This is a genomic window from Mycolicibacterium tusciae (genome assembly GCF_002086795.1).
GTDB lineage: Bacteria > Actinomycetota > Actinomycetes > Mycobacteriales > Mycobacteriaceae > Mycobacterium > Mycobacterium tusciae.
Genome location: NZ_MVIM01000007.1, coordinates 52,435 through 75,738 on the forward strand (window position 1 = coordinate 52,435; position 23,304 = coordinate 75,738).

At 67.4% G+C, this 23,304-nt stretch carries 20 protein-coding genes; 8 read left to right on the forward strand and 12 right to left on the reverse strand.

What is annotated here, in order from left to right; translation table 11 throughout:
- The first annotated feature begins 24 nt into the window (after positions 1-24).
- Positions 25-1,638 carry an adenylate/guanylate cyclase domain-containing protein gene (locus BST47_RS14570; RefSeq protein ID WP_083126239.1) on the forward strand — a complete coding sequence of 538 codons (1,614 nt, stop codon included), beginning with the start codon at positions 25-27 and terminating at the stop codon, positions 1,636-1,638.
- Here BST47_RS14570 and topA read toward each other — a convergent pair.
- From topA to BST47_RS14585, 3 genes are all read right to left on the reverse strand, one after another.
- Positions 1,635-4,442 carry a type I DNA topoisomerase gene (gene topA, locus BST47_RS14575; RefSeq protein ID WP_083126240.1) on the reverse strand — a complete coding sequence of 936 codons (2,808 nt, stop codon included), beginning with the start codon at positions 4,440-4,442 and terminating at the stop codon, positions 1,635-1,637. The genes BST47_RS14570 and topA overlap by 4 nt on opposite strands.
- A gap of 135 nt (positions 4,443-4,577) precedes the next feature.
- Positions 4,578-5,156 (reverse strand): hypothetical protein, encoded by a 579-nt coding sequence (locus BST47_RS14580; RefSeq protein WP_083126241.1) that lies wholly within the window; start codon positions 5,154-5,156, stop codon positions 4,578-4,580.
- 124 nt (positions 5,157-5,280) lie between these two features.
- A complete protein-coding gene (locus BST47_RS14585; protein WP_006243848.1) occupies positions 5,281-5,484 on the reverse strand; it encodes a cold-shock protein in 204 nt (67 codons plus the stop codon).
- A gap of 275 nt (positions 5,485-5,759) precedes the next feature.
- Between BST47_RS14585 and BST47_RS14590 the strand changes: the two genes are divergently transcribed.
- Positions 5,760-8,090, forward strand: a complete 2,331-nt coding sequence (locus BST47_RS14590) for a DNA 3'-5' helicase SftH (protein WP_083126243.1) — start codon at positions 5,760-5,762, stop codon at positions 8,088-8,090.
- Positions 8,091-8,397: 307 nt separating this feature from the next.
- On the forward strand, positions 8,398-9,381 hold the full coding sequence (locus BST47_RS14595; protein ID WP_083126244.1) for a PAS domain-containing protein: 984 nt from the start codon (positions 8,398-8,400) through the stop codon (positions 9,379-9,381).
- Here BST47_RS14595 and BST47_RS31155 read toward each other — a convergent pair.
- The 7 genes from BST47_RS31155 to ssd form a co-directional block, all read right to left on the reverse strand.
- The gene (locus BST47_RS31155; RefSeq protein ID WP_234809716.1) at positions 9,367-9,681 is read right to left on the reverse strand and encodes an Rv3654c family TadE-like protein; all 315 of its coding nucleotides are present in this window, start codon (positions 9,679-9,681) and stop codon (positions 9,367-9,369) included. The two genes, BST47_RS14595 and BST47_RS31155, sit on opposite strands and share 15 nt — an antisense overlap.
- Before the next feature lie 31 nt (positions 9,682-9,712).
- Entirely contained in the window at positions 9,713-9,976 is a 264-nt protein-coding gene (locus tag BST47_RS31160) for a TadE family type IV pilus minor pilin (protein WP_337360516.1), read from the reverse strand.
- 59 nt (positions 9,977-10,035) lie between these two features.
- The gene (locus BST47_RS14605) at positions 10,036-10,203 is read right to left on the reverse strand and encodes a DUF4244 domain-containing protein (protein ID WP_083126245.1); all 168 of its coding nucleotides are present in this window, start codon (positions 10,201-10,203) and stop codon (positions 10,036-10,038) included.
- A gap of 64 nt (positions 10,204-10,267) precedes the next feature.
- Positions 10,268-10,843: a type II secretion system F family protein gene (locus BST47_RS14610; RefSeq protein ID WP_083126246.1), complete on the reverse strand. Its 576-nt coding sequence runs from the start codon at positions 10,841-10,843 to the stop codon at positions 10,268-10,270.
- Positions 10,840-11,634, reverse strand: a complete 795-nt coding sequence (locus BST47_RS14615; protein ID WP_083126247.1) for a type II secretion system F family protein — start codon at positions 11,632-11,634, stop codon at positions 10,840-10,842. The genes BST47_RS14610 and BST47_RS14615 overlap by 4 nt, the downstream gene beginning before the upstream one ends.
- The gene (locus BST47_RS14620; protein WP_083126248.1) at positions 11,631-12,797 is read right to left on the reverse strand and encodes a TadA family conjugal transfer-associated ATPase; all 1,167 of its coding nucleotides are present in this window, start codon (positions 12,795-12,797) and stop codon (positions 11,631-11,633) included. Before BST47_RS14620 ends, BST47_RS14615 begins: the two co-directional genes overlap by 4 nt.
- Positions 12,794-13,867 carry a septum site-determining protein Ssd gene (ssd, locus tag BST47_RS14625; protein WP_083126250.1) on the reverse strand — a complete coding sequence of 358 codons (1,074 nt, stop codon included), beginning with the start codon at positions 13,865-13,867 and terminating at the stop codon, positions 12,794-12,796. The genes BST47_RS14620 and ssd overlap by 4 nt, the downstream gene beginning before the upstream one ends.
- 520 nt (positions 13,868-14,387) lie before the next feature.
- Here ssd and BST47_RS14635 point away from each other — a divergent pair.
- A complete protein-coding gene (locus tag BST47_RS14635) occupies positions 14,388-15,197 on the forward strand; it encodes an HAD-IB family hydrolase (protein WP_083126251.1) in 810 nt (269 codons plus the stop codon).
- 405 nt (positions 15,198-15,602) lie between these two features.
- On the opposite strand, the gene BST47_RS14645 is transcribed toward BST47_RS14635, so the two are convergent.
- On the reverse strand, positions 15,603-16,364 hold the full coding sequence (locus BST47_RS14645) for a Fic family protein (protein ID WP_083126252.1): 762 nt from the start codon (positions 16,362-16,364) through the stop codon (positions 15,603-15,605).
- A gap of 126 nt (positions 16,365-16,490) precedes the next feature.
- Here BST47_RS14645 and acs point away from each other — a divergent pair, with 126 nt between their 5' ends.
- From acs to adhP, 4 genes are all read left to right on the forward strand, one after another.
- A complete protein-coding gene (gene acs, locus BST47_RS14650) occupies positions 16,491-18,464 on the forward strand; it encodes an acetate--CoA ligase (protein ID WP_083126253.1) in 1,974 nt (657 codons plus the stop codon).
- A 19-nt stretch (positions 18,465-18,483) separates the two neighbouring features.
- Complete coding sequence (locus BST47_RS14655) at positions 18,484-19,794, forward strand: GAF domain-containing protein (protein WP_107528973.1); 1,311 nt, start codon at positions 18,484-18,486, stop codon at positions 19,792-19,794.
- A 117-nt stretch (positions 19,795-19,911) separates the two neighbouring features.
- Positions 19,912-21,435, forward strand: a complete 1,524-nt coding sequence (gene adh, locus BST47_RS14660) for an aldehyde dehydrogenase (protein ID WP_083126255.1) — start codon at positions 19,912-19,914, stop codon at positions 21,433-21,435.
- Positions 21,436-21,483: 48 nt separating this feature from the next.
- A complete protein-coding gene (adhP, locus tag BST47_RS14665) occupies positions 21,484-22,548 on the forward strand; it encodes an alcohol dehydrogenase AdhP (RefSeq protein WP_083126256.1) in 1,065 nt (354 codons plus the stop codon).
- Between the two features lie 22 nt (positions 22,549-22,570).
- Here the strand turns inward: adhP and BST47_RS14670 are convergent, their stop codons facing one another.
- Complete coding sequence (locus tag BST47_RS14670; protein WP_083126518.1) at positions 22,571-23,284, reverse strand: S1 family peptidase; 714 nt, start codon at positions 23,282-23,284, stop codon at positions 22,571-22,573.
- Positions 23,285-23,304: the final 20 nt, after the last annotated feature.

The following is a 23,304-nucleotide window of genomic DNA, read 5'->3' on the forward strand; positions in this document are numbered from 1 at the left end:
CCCGTCGACCGATACGGTTGATCAGTGACCACTGGGGCCATACCCGTCAGGCGAATCGGCGCATTCGTCCGCTGGGTCGCGCGCACACCGTGGCCGGTGTTCACCCTCGGGATGCTGCAGGCCGACATCATCGGCGCCCTGCTGGTCCTGAGCTTCCTGCGGTTCGGCTTGCCGCCCGAGGACCGCATCCAGCTGCAGGACCTGCCGGCGTTCAACCTGGCGGTGTTCCTGGGCTTCCTGTTCGTCTCGTTCACGACCGCGTCGTACCTGAGCCTGCGGCTGCTCATCCCGGTGATCCGCTGGCAACGCCGGGACACGCTGCTGACCGACAGCGACCCGGCCGTCACCGAGCTGGCCCGCGTTCGCGCGCTGAAGATGCCCTACTACCGCACGATGATCAACGTCGCGAACTGGATGCTCGGGTCGGTGGTGTTCATCGTCGCCAGCTGGCCGGTGGCAAGCAAGTCGGCGCCGGTCGTGGCCGTCGCCAGCGGCCTCGGCGCCACCGCGACGGCGATCATCGGGTATCTGCAGTCGGAGCGGGTGTTGCGGCCGGTCGCCGTGGCCGCCCTGCGCGGCGGCGTCCCCGAGAACTTTCGCGCGCCGGGCGTGATCCAGCGCCAGGTCATGACGTGGGTGCTGTCGACCGGAGTGCCGATCCTCGCGATCGTGTTGGCTCTGGTGGCCAGCAAGTTCGAGGTGCTCACCGCTTCCGCCGACAAGCTGACCACGCCGATCCTGCTGCTGGCCATCGCCGCGCTGATCATCGGCCTGTTCGGCACCGTGCTGGTGGCCATGTCGATCGCCGACCCGCTGCGCCAGCTGCGCTGGGCACTGGGCGAGGTGCAGCGCGGCAACTACAACGCCCACATGCAGATCTACGACGCCAGCGAGCTGGGCCTGCTGCAGGCGGGCTTCAACGACATGGTCCGTGACCTCGCCGAGCGGCAGCGGCTGCGCGACCTGTTCGGCCGCTACGTCGGCGAGGACGTCGCCCGGCGGGCGCTGGAGCGCGGAACCGAACTCGGCGGCCAGGAGCGCGACGTCGCGGTGCTGTTCGTCGACCTCGTCGGCTCGACACAGCTGGCGGCGACCATCCCGGCCGGCGAAGTGGTGAACCTCCTCAACGACTTCTTCCGGGTGGTCGTCGACACCGTCAACCGTCACGGCGGGTTCGTCAACAAGTTCCAGGGCGACGCGGCACTGGCCATCTTCGGCGCCCCGATCGAGCATCCCGACGCGTGTGGCGCAGCGCTGGCGGCGTCGCGCGAGCTGCACGACGAAGTCATCAAGGTGCTGGGCCAGACCGAGTTCGGCATCGGGGTGTCGGCCGGCCGCGCCATCGCCGGGCACATCGGCGCGCAGGCGCGTTTCGAGTACACCGTGATCGGCGACCCGGTCAACGAGGCGGCGCGGCTGACCGAATTGGCCAAGCTCGAGGCGGGTCATGTGCTCGCGTCGGCCATCGCGGTCAGCGGTGCACTCGATGCCGAAGCCCTGTGCTGGGACGTCGGCGAGATCGTCGAACTGCGCGGGCGGGTGGCCCCGACTCAGCTGGCCCGGCCGCTGAACCTGGTGACCCCGGAGGAGGCCGCCGCCGAACGCGAGAACGTCGTCGAGGAATCCCGGCCCGGTTAGGCCTTCTTGGCCGCCTTCTTCGCGGGTGCTTTTTTCTTCGCGGCCTTCTTGGTCGCTTTCTTCTTGACCGGTCCCCGGGCCCTGCGGTCGGCGAGCAACTCCGCGGCCCGCTCGTCGGTCAGCGACATCACGTCGTCACCCTTGCGCAGGCTGGCGTTGGTCTCACCGTCGGTGACGTAGGGCCCAAATCGGCCGTCCTTGATCACCATCGGGCTGCCGCTGGCGGGATCATTACCGAGCTCGCGCAGCGGCGGCGCCGAAGCCCGTTGTCCACCACGGCGTTTCGGCTCCGAGTAGATCTTCAGCGCCTCGTCGAGCGTGATGTCGAACATCTGCTCTTCGGTAGTCAGCGACCGAGAGTCGGTGCCGCGCTTGAGATATGGCCCATAGCGACCGTTCTGCGCAGTGATCTCCTCGTTCGTGTTCGGGTCCACACCGACCACACGCGGCAACGACAGCAGCCGCAGCGCATCCTCCAACGTCACCGTCTCCAGATCCATCGTGCGCAGCAGCGAGCCGGTGCGCGGCTTCGGACCCGTCGGCTTCTTGGGCTTCTTCGCACCCGACCCTGCGCCGTCGTCGGGAGTCTCCGGAGGCGCGGGCAGCACCTCGGTGACGTATGGACCGTAGCGACCGTCCTTCGCGACGATCTCGTGTCCGGTCGCCGGGTCGACACCCAGCGAACGGCCCTCTTGCGGTGTGGAGAAGAGCTTTTCGGCAAGTTCGAGCGTCAGCTCGTCGGGCGTCAGCTCGTCCTTGAGGTTGGCGCGCTGGGGCTTGAGCTCCCCAGCCTCGCCCTCCTCGTCGGCCACCATACGCTCGAGATACGGCCCGTTCTTGCCGACCCGGACATAGATCGGGCGGCCCTGGTCGTCGTCAAACAGCTTGATGGAGTTGACTTCTCGGGCATCAATACCCTCGAGGTTCACACCGACGAGCTTCTTGAGTCCGCCGGAGCGCGCGATCGAGTCGGCCACTCCATGCTCGCCGCCGAAGTAGAAGTTCGACAGCCAGTTGGTCCGCTGCTCGTTGCCCGCGGCGATCTCGTCGAGCTCATCCTCCATAGCCGCGGTGAAGCCGTAGTCGACCAACCGTCCGAAGTGCTGTTCGAGCAGGCCGGTGACGGCGAACGCCACCCACGACGGCACCAGGGCGCTGCCCTTCTTGTGCACGTAGCCGCGGTCCTGGATCGTCTTGATGATCGAGGAGTACGTCGACGGCCTGCCGATGCCGAGGTCTTCCAGCGCCTTGATCAGCGACGCCTCGGTGTAGCGAGCGGGCGGCGACGTAGTGTGACCGTCGGCGGTGAGCTCCTTGGCGTCGACGCGCTGGCCCTGCTCCAGATTCGGCAGCCGGCTCTCGGCGTCGTCGGCCTCGCCGCCGGCCTGATCGTCGATGCTCTCGACGTAGGCCTTCAGGAAGCCCGCGAACGTGATGGTGCGGCCGCTGGCGCTGAACACGACGTCCTGGCCGTCCCTGGACTGTCCGGAAATGCGCAGCGACAGCGTCGTGCCTCTGGCGTCGGCCATCTGTGACGCGACGGTGCGCTGCCAGATCAGCTCGTAGAGCCGGAACTCATCGGTGTCCAGTTGTGCGTGCAGCTGTCCGGGGGTCTGGAACACGTCACCCGCGGGACGGATGGCCTCGTGCGCCTCCTGGGCGTTCTTGACCTTGCGGGTGTACTGCCGCGGCGACGGGTGCACGTACTCCTGGCCGTACAGCTGGGTGGCCTGATTCCGTGCGGCGTTGATGGCCGACTGCGACAGCGTCGTCGAGTCGGTACGCATATAGGTGATGTAGCCGTTCTCGTAGAGCCGCTGCGCGATGCTCATCGTGCGCTCCGAGGAGAACCGCAGCTTCCGGCCGGCCTCCTGCTGCAGCGTCGACGTCATGAACGGCGCGTACGGCTTACGGGTGTAAGGCTTCTGCTCGACGGACGACACCTCGAGTTGGGCGCCACGCAGTCCGGTGGCCAGCGCGCCGGCCCCGGACTCGTCGAGTACGAGCACCTCGTCGGGCTTCTTGAGCCCGCCAAGGGAGTCGAAGTCGCGGCCGGTGGCGATGCGACGACCGTCGACGGAGTTCAGCTTGGCCGTGAACGTGGGCGGTGAGGCCTCCGCGTTCGACACGCTGGCGTCGAGTTCGGCAGTCACATCCCAATAGCCCGCACTGCGGAACGCCATCCGTTCCCGCTCGCGCGAGACGATGATGCGGGTCGCGACCGACTGCACGCGGCCGGCCGACAGCTTCGGCGCGACCTTCTTCCACAGCACCGGGCTGACCTCGTAGCCGTACAGCCGGTCCAGAATGCGCCGGGTCTCCTGCGCGTCGACCAGGTCGTTGTCCAGGTCGCGCGGGTCCTCGGCGGCGGCGCGGATGGCCGGTTCGGTGATCTCGTGGAACACCATCCGTTTGACCGGGATGCGCGGTTTCAGCGTTTCCAGCAGGTGCCACGCGATGGCCTCGCCCTCGCGGTCGCCGTCAGTGGCCAGATAGAGCTCGTCGACGTCCTTGAGCAGGTCTTTCAGCTCCGCGACAGTGCTCTTCTTCTCCGGGCTGATGATGTAGAGCGGCTCGAAGTCGGCGTCGACGTTGACTCCGAGGCGGGCCCACGCCTCCGACTTGTACTTCGCGGGTACGTCGGCGGCCGCCCTCGGCAGGTCGCGGATGTGCCCGCGCGACGACTCGACGATGTAATTGGAGCCCAGGTAACCCGCTATTTTACGAGCCTTGGTGGGCGACTCGACTATGACGAGTCGCCGCACATTACCGTTGCGGCCGCTACTGCCGTCCCCGTCTGCCACCAGTGCCTTCGCTCCACTCTTTCTATCGCCTACAACGCCCGGTTACGCGCTCAATATGCGCCACGGCCTCGTCGGCAACTGACAATTTCGCATTCTGCGAGGGCCGACGCAAACTGACCCCCCGGTTGCGCAGCCTCAGATCCTGGGCCACTGGGCAAACGCGTCGACGTTCCCAGGTGGTTCCCCCACGTTCTCTACCAGGCGCGATAGTCGGCGGCGGCCGCTGATCCGCAGCGCTGGACGGGACCCTCTGGTTCCGATCAGAGTCGGGGCTATCCCGATTCGCATCATCGCCGACGCGAGTGGTGAATGCGTGTCAGGAGCGTGCGGATCCAGACCGAGGAGATAGCGGTCGGCCTCTGTGGTGCCTGCGGCGAGCGTCCAGGCCCGCAATTCCCTAGGCCCGGGTAACCACTGCGGCGGCACGGTCTTGACGGCGCCACGTGTCCAATCCGCCGCAATACCGACCAGGCGAGCATCGACAGCGGTGCGCACCAGCGGGTTGTTCTCGTCGGTGCGGGCGATCTCGGGCTCCAGGCCGGCCTCGACGATCATCTCGGCCAGCGCCTGGGCACGCCACACCTGGTCGACCACGACCGACAGGCGCGCGCCCGCACCCACCAGCACCACCTGACCCGGTGCGGCGAGTATCCCGGTCAAGTCGGCCACGGCGGGCGGCACCGACTCGGCAGAGAAGAAGGACAGCTGGCTCACGCTTCGACACTAAGCCAGGGACCGCCTCACCGGCGGATCGCCGGGCCGGGCGCCCCACAAACGAAAACACCCCCGCGGCGCTCGTTGTCGGAGCCGTGCGGGGGGTTTCCTTCAAGTGTGTCGGTTAGACGGCGCGAACGCCTGTGGCCTGCGGGCCCTTGGGGCTCTGGCCAACCTCGAACTCGACCTTCTGGTTCTCCTCAAGGGTGCGGAAGCCGCTTCCTTGAATTTCCGTGTAGTGGACGAACACATCAGCAGAACCGTCCTCGGGAGCGATGAACCCGAAGCCCTTTTCCGCGTTGAACCACTTCACAGTTCCCTGTGGCATCTCTCGTGATTTCCTTCTCTTCTTACCGGGAGCGGTCCACCGACTTCCGGTGCACCGGGCCCGTTCCGACCGCCATACCTTCGTGGAGTGCTCGGAACGACCCGACCTACAACCCTCGCAGGAACCGCGATCGCAACGTCGATCCTGCGAGTGCGAATACACGAACACAGAAGCTGCGACCGCCGTAAGTCAATCACGTTCTGGGCTGCGGCGACAGTGGAGAAGCGATCGATTGGGGAACAATTCACATACCAGAGGTTTCAGGAGGGCATGTAATGGCAGATTTCGGCCGCGAGCTGCTCGCTTGCGCGGTCGACGGTGCCGTTACCGGGGGGCACAACCCGTTGCGTCATGTCGCCGATCTGCCCCCGCGACAGGGACACCAACAGAGCTGGCCCCAGTGGGCCGACCCAGATGTGGTGCGGGCGTTTGTTGATCGCGGTATAGAGGCGCCGTGGTCGCATCAGCTCACCGCTGCCGACCTCGCGCACACCGGCCGCCACGTCGTGCTCAGCACGGGTACGGCCTCGGGCAAGTCGGTGGCCTACCAACTACCGATATTGACGGCGCTGAAGAGTGATTCGCGCTCCCGGGTTCTGTATCTGTCGCCCACCAAGGCACTCGGCCACGATCAGTTGCGCGCCGCGGTGGCACTCACCGAGGCGATACCCGCGCTGCGCGATGTCGCCCCGAGCTCGTACGACGGCGACAGCCCAACCGATGTGCGACGGTTCGCGCGCGAACGGTCGCGGTGGATCTTCTCCAATCCCGACATGATCCACCTTTCGCTGCTACGCAACCATGCCCGTTGGGCGGTCTTCCTGCGGAACCTGCGATACGTCGTCGTCGACGAATGTCATTACTACCGTGGCGTTTTCGGTTCCAACGTAGCCATGGTGCTACGGCGACTGCTGCGCTTGTGCGCGCGCGATTCGGCGACCGGGTCGGGGCCCACGGTGATCTTCGCCAGCGCCACCACCGCCTCCCCCGCCATCACCGCGTCGGAGCTGATCGGCGAGACGGTCGCAGAGGTCACCCAGGACGGTTCTCCGCAGGGCGCGCGCACCGTCGCGCTGTGGGAGCCGGCACTGCTCGACGACATCGTCGGTGAAAACGGTGCTCCGGTACGACGTTCGGCAGGTGCCGACGCGGCCCAGGTGATGGGCAATCTGATTGCCGAGGGTGCCCGCACACTGACGTTCGTGCGCTCGCGGCGCGGCGCGGAACTCACCGCACTCGGTGCACGCGCACGCCTGGAAGAACTCGCACCGGACCTCGCCGACCGGGTGGCGTCATACCGCGCGGGCTATCTGGCCGAAGACCGTCGCGCGCTGGAACGCGCACTCGCCGATGGCGAATTGCGGGGGTTGGCGACCACCAACGCCCTGGAACTCGGCGTCGACATCGCGGGCCTCGATGCCGTCGTGCTGGCCGGATTCCCCGGCACGGTGACGTCGTTCTGGCAGCAGGCCGGCCGCGCCGGTCGCCGGGGTCAAAGTGCCCTGATCGTGTTGATCGCCCGCGACGATCCACTCGACACGTACCTGGTTCATCATCCGGCGGCGCTGCTGGACAAGCCGATCGAGCGGGTGGTCATCGACCCGTCCAACCCGTATGTACTTGGGCCGCAACTCCTCTGCGCCGCCACCGAACTGCCGCTGACCGAAGCGGAGGTGCGGATGTGGAACGCCGAGGCGGTCGCGGCCGCGCTCGTCGACGACGGCCTGCTGCGTAAGCGGCCCACCGGCTACTTCGCCACTCCCGGTGTCGATCCACACCCGGCGGTCGACATCCGCGGATCGTCGGGCGGTCAGATCGCGATATTGGAAGCCGGCACGGGTCGGATGCTGGGCAGTGCGGGGGCCGGCCAGGCGCCGGCGTCGGTCCATCCGGGGGCCGTCTACCTGCATCAGGGTGAGAGCTACGTCGTCGACTCGCTCGATTTCGAGGACGGTGTGGCCTTCGTCCACGCCGAGGATCCCGGCTACACCACGTTCGCGCGCGAACTGACCGACATCGCCGTCACCGGCGAGGGCGAGCGAAAGGCGTACGGGCCGGTCACAGTCGGGCTGGTCCCCGTGTCGGTGACGAACACCGTCATCGGGTACCTCCGTCGCCGGCTGACCGGTGAAGTCATCGACTTCGTCGAACTCGATATGCCGACGCGTATTCTGGAGACCATGGCGGTGATGTGCACCATCACGCCTGAGACGTTGCAGCGCAACGGGATCGAGGCGCTGCGGGTGCCCGGCTCACTGCACGCGGCCGAACACGCGGCGATCGGATTGCTGCCGTTGGTCGCCAGCTGCGATCGCGGCGACATCGGCGGGGTGTCGACCGCGATCGGCCCGGTCGACGGATTGCCGACGATATTCGTCTACGACGGCTACCCCGGCGGCGCGGGATTCGCCGACCGCGGGTTCGAGAAGATGGGCACCTGGTGGGCGGCGACTGCGGCGGCCATCGAGGCCTGCGAGTGCGCAACGGGGTGCCCGTCGTGCGTGCAGTCACCAAAATGCGGGAACGGAAACGATCCACTCGACAAACACGGGGCAATCACCGTGCTGCGGCTGGTCCTGGCCGAACTCGGGGGCGCGGGCCTGTGATACCGCCACAGGGGCGACCGACCCCTCGAACAGTCGCCCCCGCGGTAACGCGGATGGAGCACCATACGCGTGGAAACGCCTGGCAATTCATTTGCGGAGAACAGTCGGACAACGCGATCCGTTCCCTAGTCCGGGTAGACCGGGTGCAATCGCAAATTACCTTGTCGGAGCGGGTGTTGCAACTCTGTTTGGGGGAATTGGCGCCGCCGGATCCGACGAATTGCCCTGCATAACTGTCACGTTGCCACGGATTTCGTAGGTGACAGCTGGCTGCAGGGGATCGGGCGCTCGGCCCTAAACTGCCCTAATGAACCACGACTGGCTGCTCGTGGAAACTCTGGGCAGCGAACCCGCCGTGGTTGCCCAGGGTCGCCGGACCAAGAACCTGGTCCCGGTCAGCGCGTTCCTGAGGCGCAATCCGAATTTGATGGCGATCCAGACCGCTATCGGTGAGACCGTCCGGGCGCGACAGGGCTTGAGCAGCATCACGCCCAAAAATGACCGCGTAATCCGCACCGAGGTCGTCCAGATGACCGACGGGCGGATCCACGGGGTGCACGTATGGATCGGCCCGCCCGACATGGAACCGCCCGCGCGCCCGGTCCCCGGCCCGCTGGTCTGGGACCTCACCAGCGGGACCGCGACCGACACCACGGAGTCTCTGCACAACAGCGGATGGGCGCCGGATAGCCAGGTGCTGCACGGCAGGGCGTTCGCCGAAGACCTGCCCAAGCGTGACCTCAATCCGAGCGAGGCAAAGGTCCTCTCGATGACGATCACGCGTGAACCGGGCCAGACGATCTGCAACTCCTGGGACGTCACGGACTATCGCGGCGAACCGATCACCATCGGCTTCGTCGCGCGTGTGCTCGCCGAGGAGGAGGACGACGGGAGCACCCGACTGATCCTGCGGGCGATGAACTGGCGCGGCGAACGCGACAGCGACGCGGATACACCCGACTACCTCGCACAGCGCATCCTCAAGGGGCTGGCGCAGCCCGGCGCTCATCGTGCGCTCGTCGACCTGACGAACTGGACGCTGCTGAAGTGGCTCGACGATCCCGCGCCGTTCTTCAACTGGCGGGCGAGCCTGGCCGGCGATCACCTCGTGCATCCCGACGATCGCGCCCAGATCGCAAGAATGACAGAGGAATTCGCCAACGGAAGTACGTCGGCCACGCTGCGGCTGGCCGCCAACGACGGCGGGTGGACGGCTGTGCACGTAACGATCAACCGTGTCGAGCTCGAGGACGACGTGTTCGCCGGACTGGCGACGCTACGTCAGGCCTGAGTCGACCGGACCCGCCCGGGCGACCGCACGTGCGGTGCCTACGCCAAACCGGCCCAGCACGGCAGGCACTTCGACGGCGACCACGACGTCGAGACCGCTCACCGTGCAGCCCGCGACCGACGAGCCCATCGCCTCGGCCACTGCGGCCGCATGTCCGCACGCCGTCTCGGCGCCGTGTACGAGTCCACCCGCGGCCGCCAGCGCAGCGAGATCGGCCGCTGCCTGCGCACGATGGCGCGCGACGACGGCCGACCCGAGACACACGCAGGCGACGGTGATCGCCAGGAGCACCGCCATCATCGCGACGGCGACCAACGTGACCGAGCCCGACTCAGCGCTGACCAGGTTCCACCGCGGCGACGGCGCGGCCCGCGACGATGATCCCCGGCAGGAGAACCGATTTCGCCGAGACGGTCGCGACGACGTGGGCGCCGTCACGACGAAGGTGCACCGAAGCGCCCTCGGGCGCGATGGCTCGGGCGGCATTCGAGCCGTCGTCACCACGCGCTGCCAGGCGTGCGGCCTCCCGGGCCGCGTCGACGCACCGGACGTGCATAGACACTGCGTTGAGGCCCGCTGCGCACAGCAGCAGCACCGCGACCAGGCCCGCAATGCCGAGCGCCGCTTCGACCGTGGCACCGCCGACCTCACCGCCTAGACGTTGGTGTTCAGCGCGCGGTTGATGATGTTGGTCAACGCGCTGACGATCGAGTCTCCCGTCACGACGGTGTACAGAATCGCGCCGAACGCCGCCGCCGCGATGGTGCCGATGGCGTACTCGACCGTGGACATGCCGCTTTCGTCCACGATCATCACGGTCATTCGCGCCTGCACCGAACGAGCCCATCTGCGTATCAATTGATTTCCTCCCCATCACTCGAAACCCCTACAACACACCGGAACGCAACACATCCCCTGCCAGCCCCGCCACGACGGGCACGACGCCCAGACACAGGAACGCCGGCAGATAACACAGGCCCAGCGGCCCCGCGATAAGCACCGACGCCCGTTCGGCCGCTGCGCGGGCGGCGTCGGCGGCACCGTCACGCGACTGCGCGGCCAACGCGGCGACGCCCTGCGCCAACGCGGCGCCCGAGGCGGCCGACCGACGGGCGAGACGCACGAACGCGTCGGTCTGACCGTCAGTGTCCGCAGGATCCGACCACGCCGTCGCCGGATCGGCCCCGAGCGCTAGCAGGTCTGCAGCGCGACTCAGGATTTGGCCGAGAGGCGGCGGCGCGGACGGCGCCGTCGCCGCCGCGGCTGCCGACACCGCCATTCCCGACCGCAGACACGCGGCCAGCACTTCCAGAGCCGACGCCGTGGCCAGCGGATCGTCCGCGGGGGCCGTGGTGCGGCGCCCCGGCCTTTCTGCCCCCAGACCTCGCACCTGGATGCGAGTCCGCGAGCTCTCGCCGCTGAGCAGTATCGCGACGGCCAATAGCATTGCAGCGTAGGTCATTTCACCACTGCACCGGTGATCCGGTCGCACCACAGCAGACCGGCGCAGGCCAGCAGCACTCCCAGAATCAACAGCCATTCGCCGAATCCTCCCGCCAGGAGGAAGCGCAGCGGGTCGGCTCCGATCAGCTGTCCCATTGCGATGCCGACGGCGGGCAGGCCCGCAAGCACGGCGGCGGTGGTGCGCGCGCCGGCCATACCGGCGTCGACACGGGAGGAGAACCGTTGCCGCTCAACCAGATCCCGCTGCGCGGTCTGCATGAGCGTGCCGATCGCCAGGCCGTGCGCCTGAGCCAGCTGCCAACACACCGCGAGCCGCTCCCAGTGCGCCGGCAGCGACGACCGCCGCGCCACGCTGAGAATGCCCGCGACGACATCGGCGCCCAAGCGTGCGCGCGCCGCGATCGTCCTCAGCGCTGACGCGACCTCGCCCTCGGTGTCATCGGCGGCAATATCGAAGGCGGTGACGGGGTGGGCGCCGACCCGCAATTCGCCGATGAGGACGTCCAGCGCACCCCTGAGCGCGGCGGCTTCGGCGTCGCGGGTCCAGCGCCGCCGCCGGTTCCGCCGGCGCTTCTCGACGGTCGCGCCCACAATGGCTGCGGCGAGAACAGCTCCGGTCGACGTGGCCGCACCCAGTGCGAGTGTCAACGCCACACCGCAGGGAACGAGAACCCACGTCGCGATTCTCGGTGTCGGCGAGCCGGCGGGGACGCGCGAACGGAGTCGGTGCTGCGCTGGTCTCGGCGCCGTCAGCAGCGCGAGTGCCAGCGCCAGGGCTGCACCGCTCATGCCTGCCGCCGCTCATGCACCAGCGTTCGCAGTTGCTCGGCGCCACGGTCGAAACCGATGCCCGTACGCCAGGCGGTCACTGCACGGACGCGGCCGTCGGCGGCGGGGGTGAGCACCGCGATCTCGCTGAGCCGGCGTCGCCCGTTGCGATCGCGGCTGACGTGGACGAGCACCTGCACGGCCGCCGCGAGCTGACTGTGTAGCGCCCCCCGGTCCAGTCCGCCGACCGCAGCAAGCGCTTCGAGTCGCGCCGGCACCTCGGCCGGACTGTTGGCGTGTACGGTCCCCGCTCCGCCGTCGTGACCGGTGTTGAGGGCGGCGAGCAAGTCGACCACCTCGGCGCCGCGAACCTCGCCGACGACGATTCGGTCAGGTCTCATCCGCAGCGCCTGCTTGACCAGGTCGCGCACGGTCACTTCACCGACGCCCTCGACGTTTGCCGGTCGTGCAACGAGTTTCACCAGATGCGGATGTGCCGGCTCCAGTTCGGGGGCGTCCTCGACGCAGACGACGCGCTCGTGCGCGGGAACCGCGCCGAGGATGGCGGCCAGCATCGTGGTCTTGCCCGCGCCAGTGCCCCCGGACACCAGCAGGGCAAGGCGTGCGGCGATCACCTCGTTCAACAGCGCAGCGGCCGACGGCTCGATGGCTCCCGTCCGCGTCAGGGCGGCGAGGTCCTGCGTAGCGGGTCGGAGCACCCGCAGGGACAGACACGTTCCCGCGGGGGCGATCGGCGACAGCACCGCGTGCAGACGCACGCTGCACTGCCCGCTGCCCAGTCCGGTCAGCTGGCCGTCCACCCAGGGTTGCGCCTCGTCGAGCCGACGTCCGGCCGACAACGCAAGCCGTTGCGCCAACCGCCGCACGGCATCGTCGTCGGCGAACCGAATCGACGTGCGCCGCAGGCCGTCACCGTCGTCGACCCAGACCGCGTCGGGCGCGGTGACCAGAACATCGGTGGTCCCCTCCGCACGCAGCAGCGGGTCGAGCACACCCGCCCCGGTGAGTTCGGTCTGCAATACGTGCAGGCCGCTGAGCACCTCGGCGTCCCCGAGCAGCCCGCCGGACTCCGCGCGGATGGCGGCCGCGACCGCGTTCGGCCGCAGGGGTCCGGACTCCGCGGCCAGCCGCTCGCGGACGCGCTCGATCAGCGAGGCACTCATGCCGCGCTCACCACCGAATGCTGCTGCAGTACCGCCATCACCCGGCGCGCGGCACCGGCGAGCGGGGAGCGGCGGCGCAACCGAAGGCCACCGTGTTCCAGGGTCTCGGCGATGCCGGCTTGCGGTCGCATCGCGGCAAGGAGTGGCAGGCCGACGATCTCGGCGACGTCGGAGGATCGCAGCCCACCCGGTGCAGGCCCGCGCACGACCAGGCCCGCGTTCGGGTTCACCGTGGAAACCCAGCGTGCGACGCGTTCGGCTGCGGCGCAGGACCGCACATCGGCCGGGGCGACGAGAATGACGAGATCCGCGGATTCGAGTGCGGTCTCGGCGGCCGCGGTCGATCGCCTCGGTACGTCGCAGATCACCGTCGCGCCGCCCCGGCTGCCCGCATCCACGACGGCGCCGAGGGGCACGGCGTCGACGTCACCGCCTCCGCGACCGCCCGAGAGCACACATACGCCGCGTTGCCGTGGCAGCGCATCGCGTAGCGCTGCGTAGTTCAGCCGTCCGCCCTGCAGTGTCAGATCCGGCCAGCGCAGTCCAGCGTCCGCCTCGATCCCCAGCAGGAGGTCGATGCCGCCGCTCCACGGATCGGTGTCGATGAGCAGCGCGTCGGTCACCTGAGCCGCCGTCTGCGCCAGCGCAGCCGCGAACACCGATGCGCCCGCTCCGCCCCGTCCCGCGATGACTGCGACCACCGCCCCGCGCGCGACGTCGGCCACGGCGGCTTCGGCGGCATCGGACAGCTCGGCCATCAGCTCGCCGTCCTGGGCGGGCAGGGCCACGACGCGCTGCGCCCCGACTGCGATGGCGGCCTGGAAATCGGCAGGGCCGGGCTCCGACCGCGTGATCAGGATGACGCCACCGCGCCTCGGTAACAGCCGCTGCGCGCAGCGGTGGGCCGCCCCGCGGTCGAGCAGGACCGCCACCGCGCCCGTCCAGACCTTGCGACCGGACGGTTCGCTGGCGTGAACCACGTGGACACCGGCCGCGGCGGCGACGCGATCAACATCGTCGCGCAGCTCAGCGTCGACCGTCAGAGCGAGAATCCCGGCGGTGGTTCCCATGAGCCCACGATGCGGGCTGTCGCTAACGCCGCGCCACCGTCAACCCGGACTCTGTGGATGAACCGCAAATTGGGGACAACCGGCAAAAATTGACGGCGAAAACCATATTCCGCAACCACGGACCGTCGGCCCATCTGTCCGAAAGACGAACCTTGCGACAATGAGGATGTTGCCCGCAAACGGAGCGGCTGGGCGACGCGAAAAGGACACCCCCGAAAAAGGGACGACCCCCGCCAGGGGGGGAGGAGGCGGAGGTCGTCGTGTATCAGCCCCGGGGGGTCGGGCTGATGCACACCCGGCATAAGCCGAGTAACACTCACTATACACACGGCAACATGGATGGGCGCAAGTGTCGCGCCTGATTAAAAAGCACGGGTGTAGCAGGAAAAATGCAGTCACCGGCACCTGTCGGAGACTGTCATTTCATAGACTCTCTTTCCTTGGGCGCACCGCCCGCCCCTATGCTGGATCGGTGGCCGCATCCCGCCCCAGCATAGAAGGGCCAAATGAGGCGCAAACGATGCGCCCGGCTAGCGAACCGGTCCGCACCGCCGCCTTCTTCGATCTTGATAAGACGGTCATCGCGAAGTCGAGCACGCTAGCGTTCAGCAAACCTTTCTTCGATCAGGGGCTAATCAATCGGCGGACCGTTTTGAAGTCCGCGTACGCCCAGTTCCTCTTCCTGATGTCGGGCGCCGACCACGATCAGATGGACCGGATGCGCTCCTATCTGACCAACATGTGCACCGGGTGGGACGTCGAGCAGGTGAAGTCGATCGTCGGGGAGACGCTGCACGAGATCGTCAACCCTCTGGTGTTCGCCGAGGCCGCCGAACTCATCGCCGACCACAAACTGTGCGGTCGGGATGTGGTGGTCGTTTCCGCCTCTGGCGAGGAGATTGTTGCTCCGATCGCCCGCGCGCTCGGGGCCACCCATGCTATGGCGACCCGCATGGTCGTCGAGGACGGCAAGTACACCGGTGACATCGCCTTCTACTGCTTCGGCGAAGGCAAGGTGGAGGCGATCCGCGAGCTTGCCGCCCGCGAGGGATACGCGCTCGAACATTGCTACGCCTACTCCGACTCGGTCACCGATGTGCCGATGCTCGAGACGGTCGGCCACCCCACGGTGGTAAACCCGGATCGCACATTGCGCAAAGAAGCATCGGCGCGTGGCTGGCCGGTGCTGACGTTCTCCAAGCCGGTGTCGTTGCGGGACCGCATCCCAGCACCGTCGGGAGCGGCCATGGCAACCACCGCCGCGGTCGGCGTCAGCGCACTGGCGGCCGGCGCGCTGACGTACTCGTTGTTGCGCCGTTTCGCCTTCTGATCCCTCCCGACGGCTGACCCTGCGTTTTCCGCGCAGCCAAGGCGTAACGATATGGAGACGCGGCCATTTGCCCCTTGATGTGACCGCGGTCACGGAGTACAAAGGAATCACGGAAGCTTGGTGAGGCCAAGGCCGAGCCGGAAGAGAAGGCTCGGATCTCCCGAATCAGGCTACCCAGCACGGATCCCGGCACCCACGCGGAGCACATGCCGCGGAATAGGCAAAAGTGTTGCGGGCCTGCGTAATTGCGATAGCGGACGGCCACGACGGCCCCTTGGGTGGGGTTGCAGTCGGAGCGCATCGACAAGACGCCGAGGCCACCCACGCAACCCAAAAGAGCACGCATGGTAACCGGAATCCGTGCTAGCGGGCGGCGAGCCGAATCAGTTCGGAACGCCGCCCGCTTTACTTTGCTGAGGGACCCTCGCCGACGCTCCCCTGCGCGATCGACAACGCCTCCCGCGCACCGGCCTGCAATGCCCGACAACTCATCAGCACCCAGGCGGTGAGACCGTCGGGGGTGCCGGACGCGAACCCGCGCGCGGCAGCGCGATAGTCGCCGGACTGGCGCATCCAATACACCTCGGGCACGCCCAGCCCGTGCGGGTCCAGCCCAGTCGAGATCGTCACCAACCGCGAAACCGCCCGCGCCACCACTCCGTCGGCGCTACCGAACGGGGCCAGCGTCAGCAGTTCACCGTGCACGACGGCGGCGAGCACCGGCGCGGGCACGTTCGTCCCGCCGGTCACGATGGCGGCCAACAGCTCCAGACGACGACCGACGTCGGTGTCCGCACGCGGGCGGCCCAGGTGGTCGTCGTCGGCGATATCGGCGGCGGCCAGCGCGTGCAATTTCGCGATGGCCTGCATCGGGGCGCGTTGCCACACCCCGACCAAGGAGGTCGCTCCGCCCTCCAACGATTCGGATACGCGCAGGGCGCCGGCGAGGATCGGGTCTGGGCCCTCCTCCGACAACTGCAGCGAGCCGCCGTCCAGAACCGACGACGCCCGCGCCGCCCGCAGTCCCGCCTCGGCTGCGTTCGCCGGCCACCCGCGAAGGTTGGCACGGTGCCGGTGCGCCCGCCCCAGGGCGTCGCTGGCTTCGGCGCACGCTTCAGCCACCCCTGGCAGCTCTGCCAGGGGGGCCAATGGGTCGGCGGTGGTCACGGCAGCACACGCTAGCCGACCGTTGGGCCCGTCTGTCGCGACGTTCGGCGCTCGCCACGCGCCGCCCGCGGAGCGAGCTGTGACTTGCAGGCCTGATCATCGACGTGGGTGACTACGCTCACACATATGACAGGCACCTCGACGAAGCACACCGACGTTCCGTCCTCCTACGCCCCCTCCGACGAATTCGCCGCGCAAGCCAACGCGACCGAGGAGATGTACCGCGAAGCCGACGCCGACCGTCTTGCGTTCTGGGCCAAACAGGCTGAGCGGCTGGCGTGGAAGACGCCGTTCGAGGAGGTACTGGACTGGTCGGAGGCGCCGTTCGCGAAGTGGTTCGTCGGCGGCAAGCTCAACGTCGCCTACAACTGCGTGGACCGCCACGTCGAGGCGGGCAACGGCGACCGGGTGGCGATCCACTGGCAGGGCGAACCGGCCGATGACACCCGCACGATCACCTACGCGCAGTTGCAGTCCGACGTGTGCAAGGCCGCCAATGCGCTCACCGAGCTGGGCCTCGTCTCAGGCGACCGGGTCGCCATCTACATGCCGATGATTCCTGAGGCCATCGTCTCGATGCTGGCGTGCGCGCGCCTCGGCGTCATGCACTCCGTCGTCTTCGCCGGCTTCTCGTCGACCGCGCTCGCGGCCCGCATCGAGGACGCCGAAGCCAAGCTCGTCATCACCAGCGACGGGCAGTTCCGGCGCGGTCAGGCGGTGTCGCTGAAGGAGTCCGTCGACGAGGCGTGCAAGGGACAAGAATCCGTCGAGCACGTGCTTGTGGTGCGCCGCACCGGAATCGACACGCCGTGGACCGAGGGCCGCGACGTCTGGTGGCACGACACCGTCGAGCCGGCATCACCGGAGCACACCCCGGAGGCCTTCGATTCCGAACACCCGCTGTTCCTGCTCTACACCTCGGGAACCACCGGCAAGCCCAAGGGCATCATGCACACGACGGGCGGCTATCTGACCCAGACCTCGTACACGCACCACTACGTCTTCGACATCAAGCCCGAGACGGATGTGTTCTGGTGCACCGCCGACATCGGCTGGGTCACCGGCCACAGCTACATTGTCTACGGGCCCTTGTCGAACGGCGCAACGCAGGTGGTCTACGAGGGCACACCGAATTCTCCGGACGAACACCGGCACTTCGAAATCATCGAGAAGTACGGCGTCACCATCTATTACACGGCGCCCACGCTGGTCCGCATGTTCATGAAGTGGGGTCGCGAATTCCCGGATGCCCACGACCTGTCGAGTCTTCGGTTGCTGGGGTCGGTTGGTGAGCCGATCAACCCGGAGGCATGGCGGTGGTATCGGGATGCGTTCGGCGGCAACAAGACTCCGATCGTCGACACCTGGTGGCAGACCGAGACCGGCGCGATCATGATCTCGCCGCTGCCGGGCATCACCGAAACCAAACCCGGCTCGGCGATGAAGCCGCTGCCCGGCATCTCGGCGATCATCGTCGACGAGGAGGGACGCGAGTTGGTGCCCGGGGCCGACGAGGCCGAGCACGTCACGGGTTACCTCGTGCTGGACAAGCCGTGGCCGGCGATGCTGCGCGGCATCTGGGGCGACCCGGAAAGGTACAAGGAGACCTACTGGTCGCGCTACGGAAAGCAGGGCTGGTACTTCGCGGGCGACGGCGCGCGGGTCGACTCCGACGGTTCGATCTGGCTGCTGGGCCGCATCGATGACGTGATGAACGTTTCGGGACACCGGATTTCGACCACCGAGGTGGAGTCGGCACTGGTCGGCCACTCCGGGGTGGCCGAGGCGGCCGTGGTCGGCGCCAACGACGAGACCACCGGTCAGGGCATCTGCGCGTTCGTCATCCTCGAGTCGCATGCCAAGCACCGCGACGACGATGACATGGTCCACGAACTTCGTGAGCATGTCGCCAAGGACATCGGCAAGATTGCGAGGCCGCGGGAGATCCACGTCGTACCCGAGCTTCCGAAGACCCGAAGCGGCAAGATCATGCGCCGACTGCTGCGCGATGTCGCCGAGGGACGTGAGCTCGGCGATACCTCAACTCTGGTGGATCCCAACGTGTTCGAGGCGATCCGGGCCAGTAAGGCCGAGACCTAGGCAGCGCACGAGGAGGGCGATGGACACAACCGGATCCGCAGTCGACAGGACGATCGCCCCGTCGCTCCCTGCCGCACTGCGCCGGGCGCATGAGTTGTTCGTCGCAGGTCAGGTCGACGCGTCCTACCTGGCCGCCGCGGCCATTCGCCGCGTGGTGGTCGAGAGCTGGCAGCGCAGCATCGCCACCGGTGTGGATCCCGACCTGAGCGGTTCACCAGCGGCGGAGGCGTTGTGCCGCAACGAGACCACCCTCGCCGACATGCGTGCCGGCCACCCGTTGGCAGCGACGTTGCCGATAATCCGTCGGTTGCTCGTCAACGACGCCGCCGATTCCGGTGTGGTCGTGGCGGTCTCGGCGGCTAATGGCACTCTGCTGTGGGTCGAGGGTGACGCCGCAGCATGCCGCCGGGCCGAATCGATGAACTTCGTTCCCGGTGCCGACTGGAGTGAACGCGGTGCGGGGACCAACGCCCCGGGGACGGCGCTGGCGCTGGACCGCGAAATCCAGATCCGCGAATCCGAGCACTTCTCCCGAATCGTCCAACCCTGGACGTGCACAGCAGTCCCCGTCCACGACCCGGCAACCGGGGCCCTCATCGGCGCCGTCGACCTGACCGGTGACGGCCAGGTCGCCTCACCCCAGGCACTCGGGCTGGTCCGCGCAACGGTGGCGGCGGTCGAAGGCCAGTTGGCGCTGATGCATCTGACGGCCTCGAAGACGACGCCGGCAACGGCACAGCCACGACTGGCCGTTCTGGGCAGTGATCGTCCGCGCTGGATCGCGCCCGACGACGACGGCCGGGTCCAATCGTTGTCGTTGACCGGCCGTCACGCCGACATCCTTGTTCTGCTGACCCGCCACCCCGAGGGGCTCAGCGCCGACCACCTCGCATTGCTGCTCGACGAGAAGGATCTCGACGTCGTCACCGTGCGCGCGGAGATGTCGCGACTGCGCCGTGTGATCGGTCCACACCACCTGGATTCGCGTCCCTATCGACTGACCGGGTTGGTCAGCAGCGACGTCAGCGAGGTGTTCGACGCACTGGCCGCCGACGATGTCGAGGAAGCGCTCCGCTGCTATGCCGGTCCGCTTCTGCCGCAATCGGTGTCACCGGCGATCGCGCGCGTACGCACCGAACTTTCCATGAGTGTTCGCGGCGCGGTGCTGACCGCTGGACGACCCGCACTGCTTCGCCGCTGGCTGGAGACGCCGGAAGGCCGCGATGACCGCGACGGATGGCAGATGCTTCACGATGTCGCTGGAACGGGACCAGCGGCGCGTGCACGGGCCAGTGGGCACCTTGCCGGCCTCGATCTCGAACTGGGTTAGTCGCCGTCGCCCAACCGCTGCACGACAGCGTGCAACCGTGCTGCAACCCTTTCTTTCCTACCTTCAGTGACGTGCGCCACAGCTGGTGTCGGCGACACCGGACAGGGAAGGAAACCCATGACCGTCTATTCACGACCGGGAAACACGGACGCCGTGATGTCATTCGAGTCGCGGTACGACAACTTCATCGGAGGGCAGTGGGTGCCGCCCGTCGCCGGCCGATACTTCGAGAACCGTTCCCCCGTGACGGGAGAAGTGTTCTGCGAGGTCGCCCGCTCAGACGAATCCGACATCGACAAGGCGCTCGACGCCGCCCACGCCGCCGCACCCGGTTGGGGCAAGACCTCGGCGACTGAACGCGCCATCATTCTCAACCGGATCGCCGACCGCATCGAGGAGAACCTCGAATCGATCGCTGTCGCCGAATCGTGGGACAACGGCAAGCCGGTGCGAGAAACCCTGAACGCCGACCTGCCGCTGGCGGTCGATCACTTCCGGTACTACGCGGGCGCCATCCGCGCGCAGGAAGGCTCGCTGTCGGAGATCGACGTAGACACCGTGGCGTATCACTTCCATGAACCGCTCGGTGTCGTCGGCCAGATCATCCCGTGGAACTTTCCGATCCTGATGGCGGTGTGGAAGCTGGCTCCCGCGCTGGCGGCGGGAAACGCGGTGGTCCTCAAGCCTGCCGAGCAGACCCCGGCGTCGATCCTCTACCTGATGTCGTTGATCGGCGACCTGCTGCCCGCCGGCGTCTTGAACGTCGTCAACGGCTTCGGCGTCGAGGCGGGCAAGCCATTGGCCTCGAGCAACCGCATCGCCAAGATCGCGTTCACCGGCGAAACCACCACCGGCAGACTGATCATGCAGTACGCATCGCAGAACCTGATCCCGGTGACGTTGGAGCTCGGCGGCAAGAGCCCGAACATCTTCTTCGCCGATGTCCTCGCGGCCAACGACGACTACCAGGACAAGGCGCTGGAAGGGTTCACGATGTTCGCCCTCAACCAGGGCGAGGTGTGTACCTGCCCGTCGCGCGGCCTGATCCAGGCCGACATCTACGACGACTTCCTCGCGATGGCGGCCGTTCGTACCAAGGCCGTTCGCCAAGGCGATCCCCTGGACACCGAGACGATGATCGGGGCGCAGGCATCCAACGATCAGCTCGAGAAGATCCTGTCCTACATCGAGATCGGCAAAAGCGAAGGCGCGCATGTCCTTACGGGTGGCGAACGTGCTGACCTCGGCGGCGATCTCAACGGTGGTTACTACGTGCAGCCGACGATCTTCGAGGGCAACAACAAGATGCGCATCTTCCAGGAGGAGATTTTCGGCCCCGTCGTCGCGGTCACGTCGTTCAAGGACTACGACGAGGCGATCGGCATCGCCAACGACACCCTCTACGGACTCGGCGCCGGGGTCTGGTCGCGCGACGGGAACACCGCGTATCGGGCCGGGCGCGACATCAAGGCCGGCCGGGTGTGGACCAACTGCTACCACCAGTACCCCGCGCATGCGGCCTTCGGCGGCTACAAGCAGTCGGGTATCGGCCGGGAAAACCACCTGATGATGCTCGACCACTACCAGCAGACGAAGAACCTGCTCGTGTCCTACAGCGACAAGGCTCTCGGATTCTTCTGATTCCCAACGAAACAACGATCGTCCCGCCAACCAACAAGGAGTACGAACATGACACAGACACTCGACAACAACGTCACCGGCAACACCTCCGTCGCCACGATGCGCGCCGCGGTGGTCACAGAATTCGGTGCGCCACTGGACATCACCGATGTGGAACTACCTGTGCCCGGATACGGCGAAGCCCTCGTCAAGCTGGAGACATCGGGCGTTTGCCACACCGATCTGCATGCGGCACACGGTGACTGGCCGGTGAAGCCGGCTCCGCCTTTCGTGCCCGGGCACGAGGGATACGGCACCGTGGTGGCACTCGGCGAGGGAGTGCAGGATCTCGCCGTCGGCGACAAGGTCGGCAATGCGTGGCTGTGGTCGGCGTGCGGCAGCTGCGAATTCTGCCGCACCGGCTGGGAGACGCTGTGCGAGAGCCAACGTAACGGCGGATATTCAGTCGACGGCAGCTTCGGCACCTACATGGTGGTGAACGCCGCCTACGCGGCGCGCATCCCGGAGGGCGCCGATCCGCTGGAGGTTGCGCCGATCCTGTGTGCCGGTGTGACCGTGTACAAGGGCCTCAAGGTCACCGACACCCGACCCGGCCAGTGGGTCGCGATCTCGGGCATCGGCGGTCTCGGTCATATCGCGGTGCAGTATGCCCGAGCGATGGGTCTTCGCGTGGTGGCCGTGGACATCGACGACGCGAAGCTGGCACTTGCCGAACGACTCGGTGCCGAGGTCACAGTGAACGCCAAGACCCAGGATGCGATTGCCGAAGTGCAGAAGGCGACCGGCGGCGTGCACGGCGTGCTCGTCACCGCGGTGCATCCCCAGGCGTTCGGGCAGGCGATCGGCCTGACGCGGCGCGGCGGCACCATCGTCTTCAACGGTCTTCCGCCAGGCGACTTCCCGGCACCCATCTTCGACATCGTCCTCAAGGGGCTCACCATTCGCGGCTCGATCGTCGGCACCCGCCAGGACATGGCCGAGGCGCTCGACTTCTACGCCCGCGGGCTCATTCACCCCACCGTCACGAGCGCGGCCCTCGACGACGTCAATGAGGTGTTCGAGCGGATGGAGCGCGGCCAGATCGACGGTCGCATCGTCATCGACTACCGGTAGGCGATCCCGGCACGGCCCGGACTCAGGCGGCCGGTGCCGCACCGACGGGAACGAAGCCGGAGCCGGGGCGGTTCTTGGCCACGATGTCGGCCAATTGCGTGTTGAACGACATGTTCACCGCGGGCGTGTGCAGTGGGATGTATTTGATGATGCACGTCGGAAGCTCTTCGGAGAACGCGCCGTGGATCATGCCGACCAGCCGGTTGTGGACGGTCACTGGTGCGCCGGAGTCGCCGGGCTGACCGCACACCTGGTTGATGAAGGTGCCCGGCTCGTCGCCCGGCCCCCAGGTGATGCCGCACGAGTACCCGGTGGTGCGGCCGAGCTTGCAGGCGATGTCGCCGACGAGGGGGTCCGGGCCTAGGCCGTCGATCTGGAAACCGTCGATGTTGTTGACCGGACGCACCTTCTGCGGGTCGAACTCGATGACCGCGTAGTCGAGAAGGTCGTTGCCCGCCACCATCGTGCCGAGCACGCCGGCATCCTCGTGGCCCTCGGCGGCGACCTGCGCGCCCGGACCACCGCAGTGCGCGGAGGTGAATCCGATCAGGCTGCCCCGGTTGTCGTTGCCGATCGCGGTGAGCGTGCAGAACGTCTCGCCGTTGACCACCAGACCCGAGCCACCGCCCAGCGTGACGGGATCTTGGGCGTGCGCGATCGCGGGGGTCGGCATGAACAACGCGATCAGGGTGGCGACACCCACTGGGATCCGCAGGCAGCGGCCGCTGCTCCTCAACTGAAGAACCTCCTCGACTC

Bases quoted from the DNA above. Each gene is read 5' to 3' on its own strand.
- BST47_RS14585 (WP_006243848.1), bottom strand. From the start codon at position 5,484: ATGCCACAGGGAACTGTGAAGTGGTTCAACGCGGAAAAGGGCTTCGGG.
- BST47_RS14590 (WP_083126243.1), top strand. From the start codon at position 5,760: ATGGCAGATTTCGGCCGCGAGCTGCTCGCTTGCGCGGTCGACGGTGCC.
- BST47_RS14595 (WP_083126244.1), top strand. From the start codon at position 8,398: ATGAACCACGACTGGCTGCTCGTGGAAACTCTGGGCAGCGAACCCGCC.
- BST47_RS31155 (WP_234809716.1), bottom strand. From the start codon at position 9,681: ATGATGGCGGTGCTCCTGGCGATCACCGTCGCCTGCGTGTGTCTCGGG.
- BST47_RS14605 (WP_083126245.1), bottom strand. From the start codon at position 10,203: ATGACCGTGATGATCGTGGACGAAAGCGGCATGTCCACGGTCGAGTAC.
- BST47_RS14610 (WP_083126246.1), bottom strand. From the start codon at position 10,843: ATGACCTACGCTGCAATGCTATTGGCCGTCGCGATACTGCTCAGCGGC.
- BST47_RS14615 (WP_083126247.1), bottom strand. From the start codon at position 11,634: ATGAGCGGTGCAGCCCTGGCGCTGGCACTCGCGCTGCTGACGGCGCCG.
- BST47_RS14620 (WP_083126248.1), bottom strand. From the start codon at position 12,797: ATGAGTGCCTCGCTGATCGAGCGCGTCCGCGAGCGGCTGGCCGCGGAG.
- ssd (WP_083126250.1), bottom strand. From the start codon at position 13,867: ATGGGAACCACCGCCGGGATTCTCGCTCTGACGGTCGACGCTGAGCTG.
- BST47_RS14635 (WP_083126251.1), top strand. From the start codon at position 14,388: ATGCGCCCGGCTAGCGAACCGGTCCGCACCGCCGCCTTCTTCGATCTT.
- acs (WP_083126253.1), top strand. From the start codon at position 16,491: ATGACAGGCACCTCGACGAAGCACACCGACGTTCCGTCCTCCTACGCC.
- BST47_RS14655 (WP_107528973.1), top strand. From the start codon at position 18,484: ATGGACACAACCGGATCCGCAGTCGACAGGACGATCGCCCCGTCGCTC.
- adh (WP_083126255.1), top strand. From the start codon at position 19,912: ATGACCGTCTATTCACGACCGGGAAACACGGACGCCGTGATGTCATTC.
- adhP (WP_083126256.1), top strand. From the start codon at position 21,484: ATGACACAGACACTCGACAACAACGTCACCGGCAACACCTCCGTCGCC.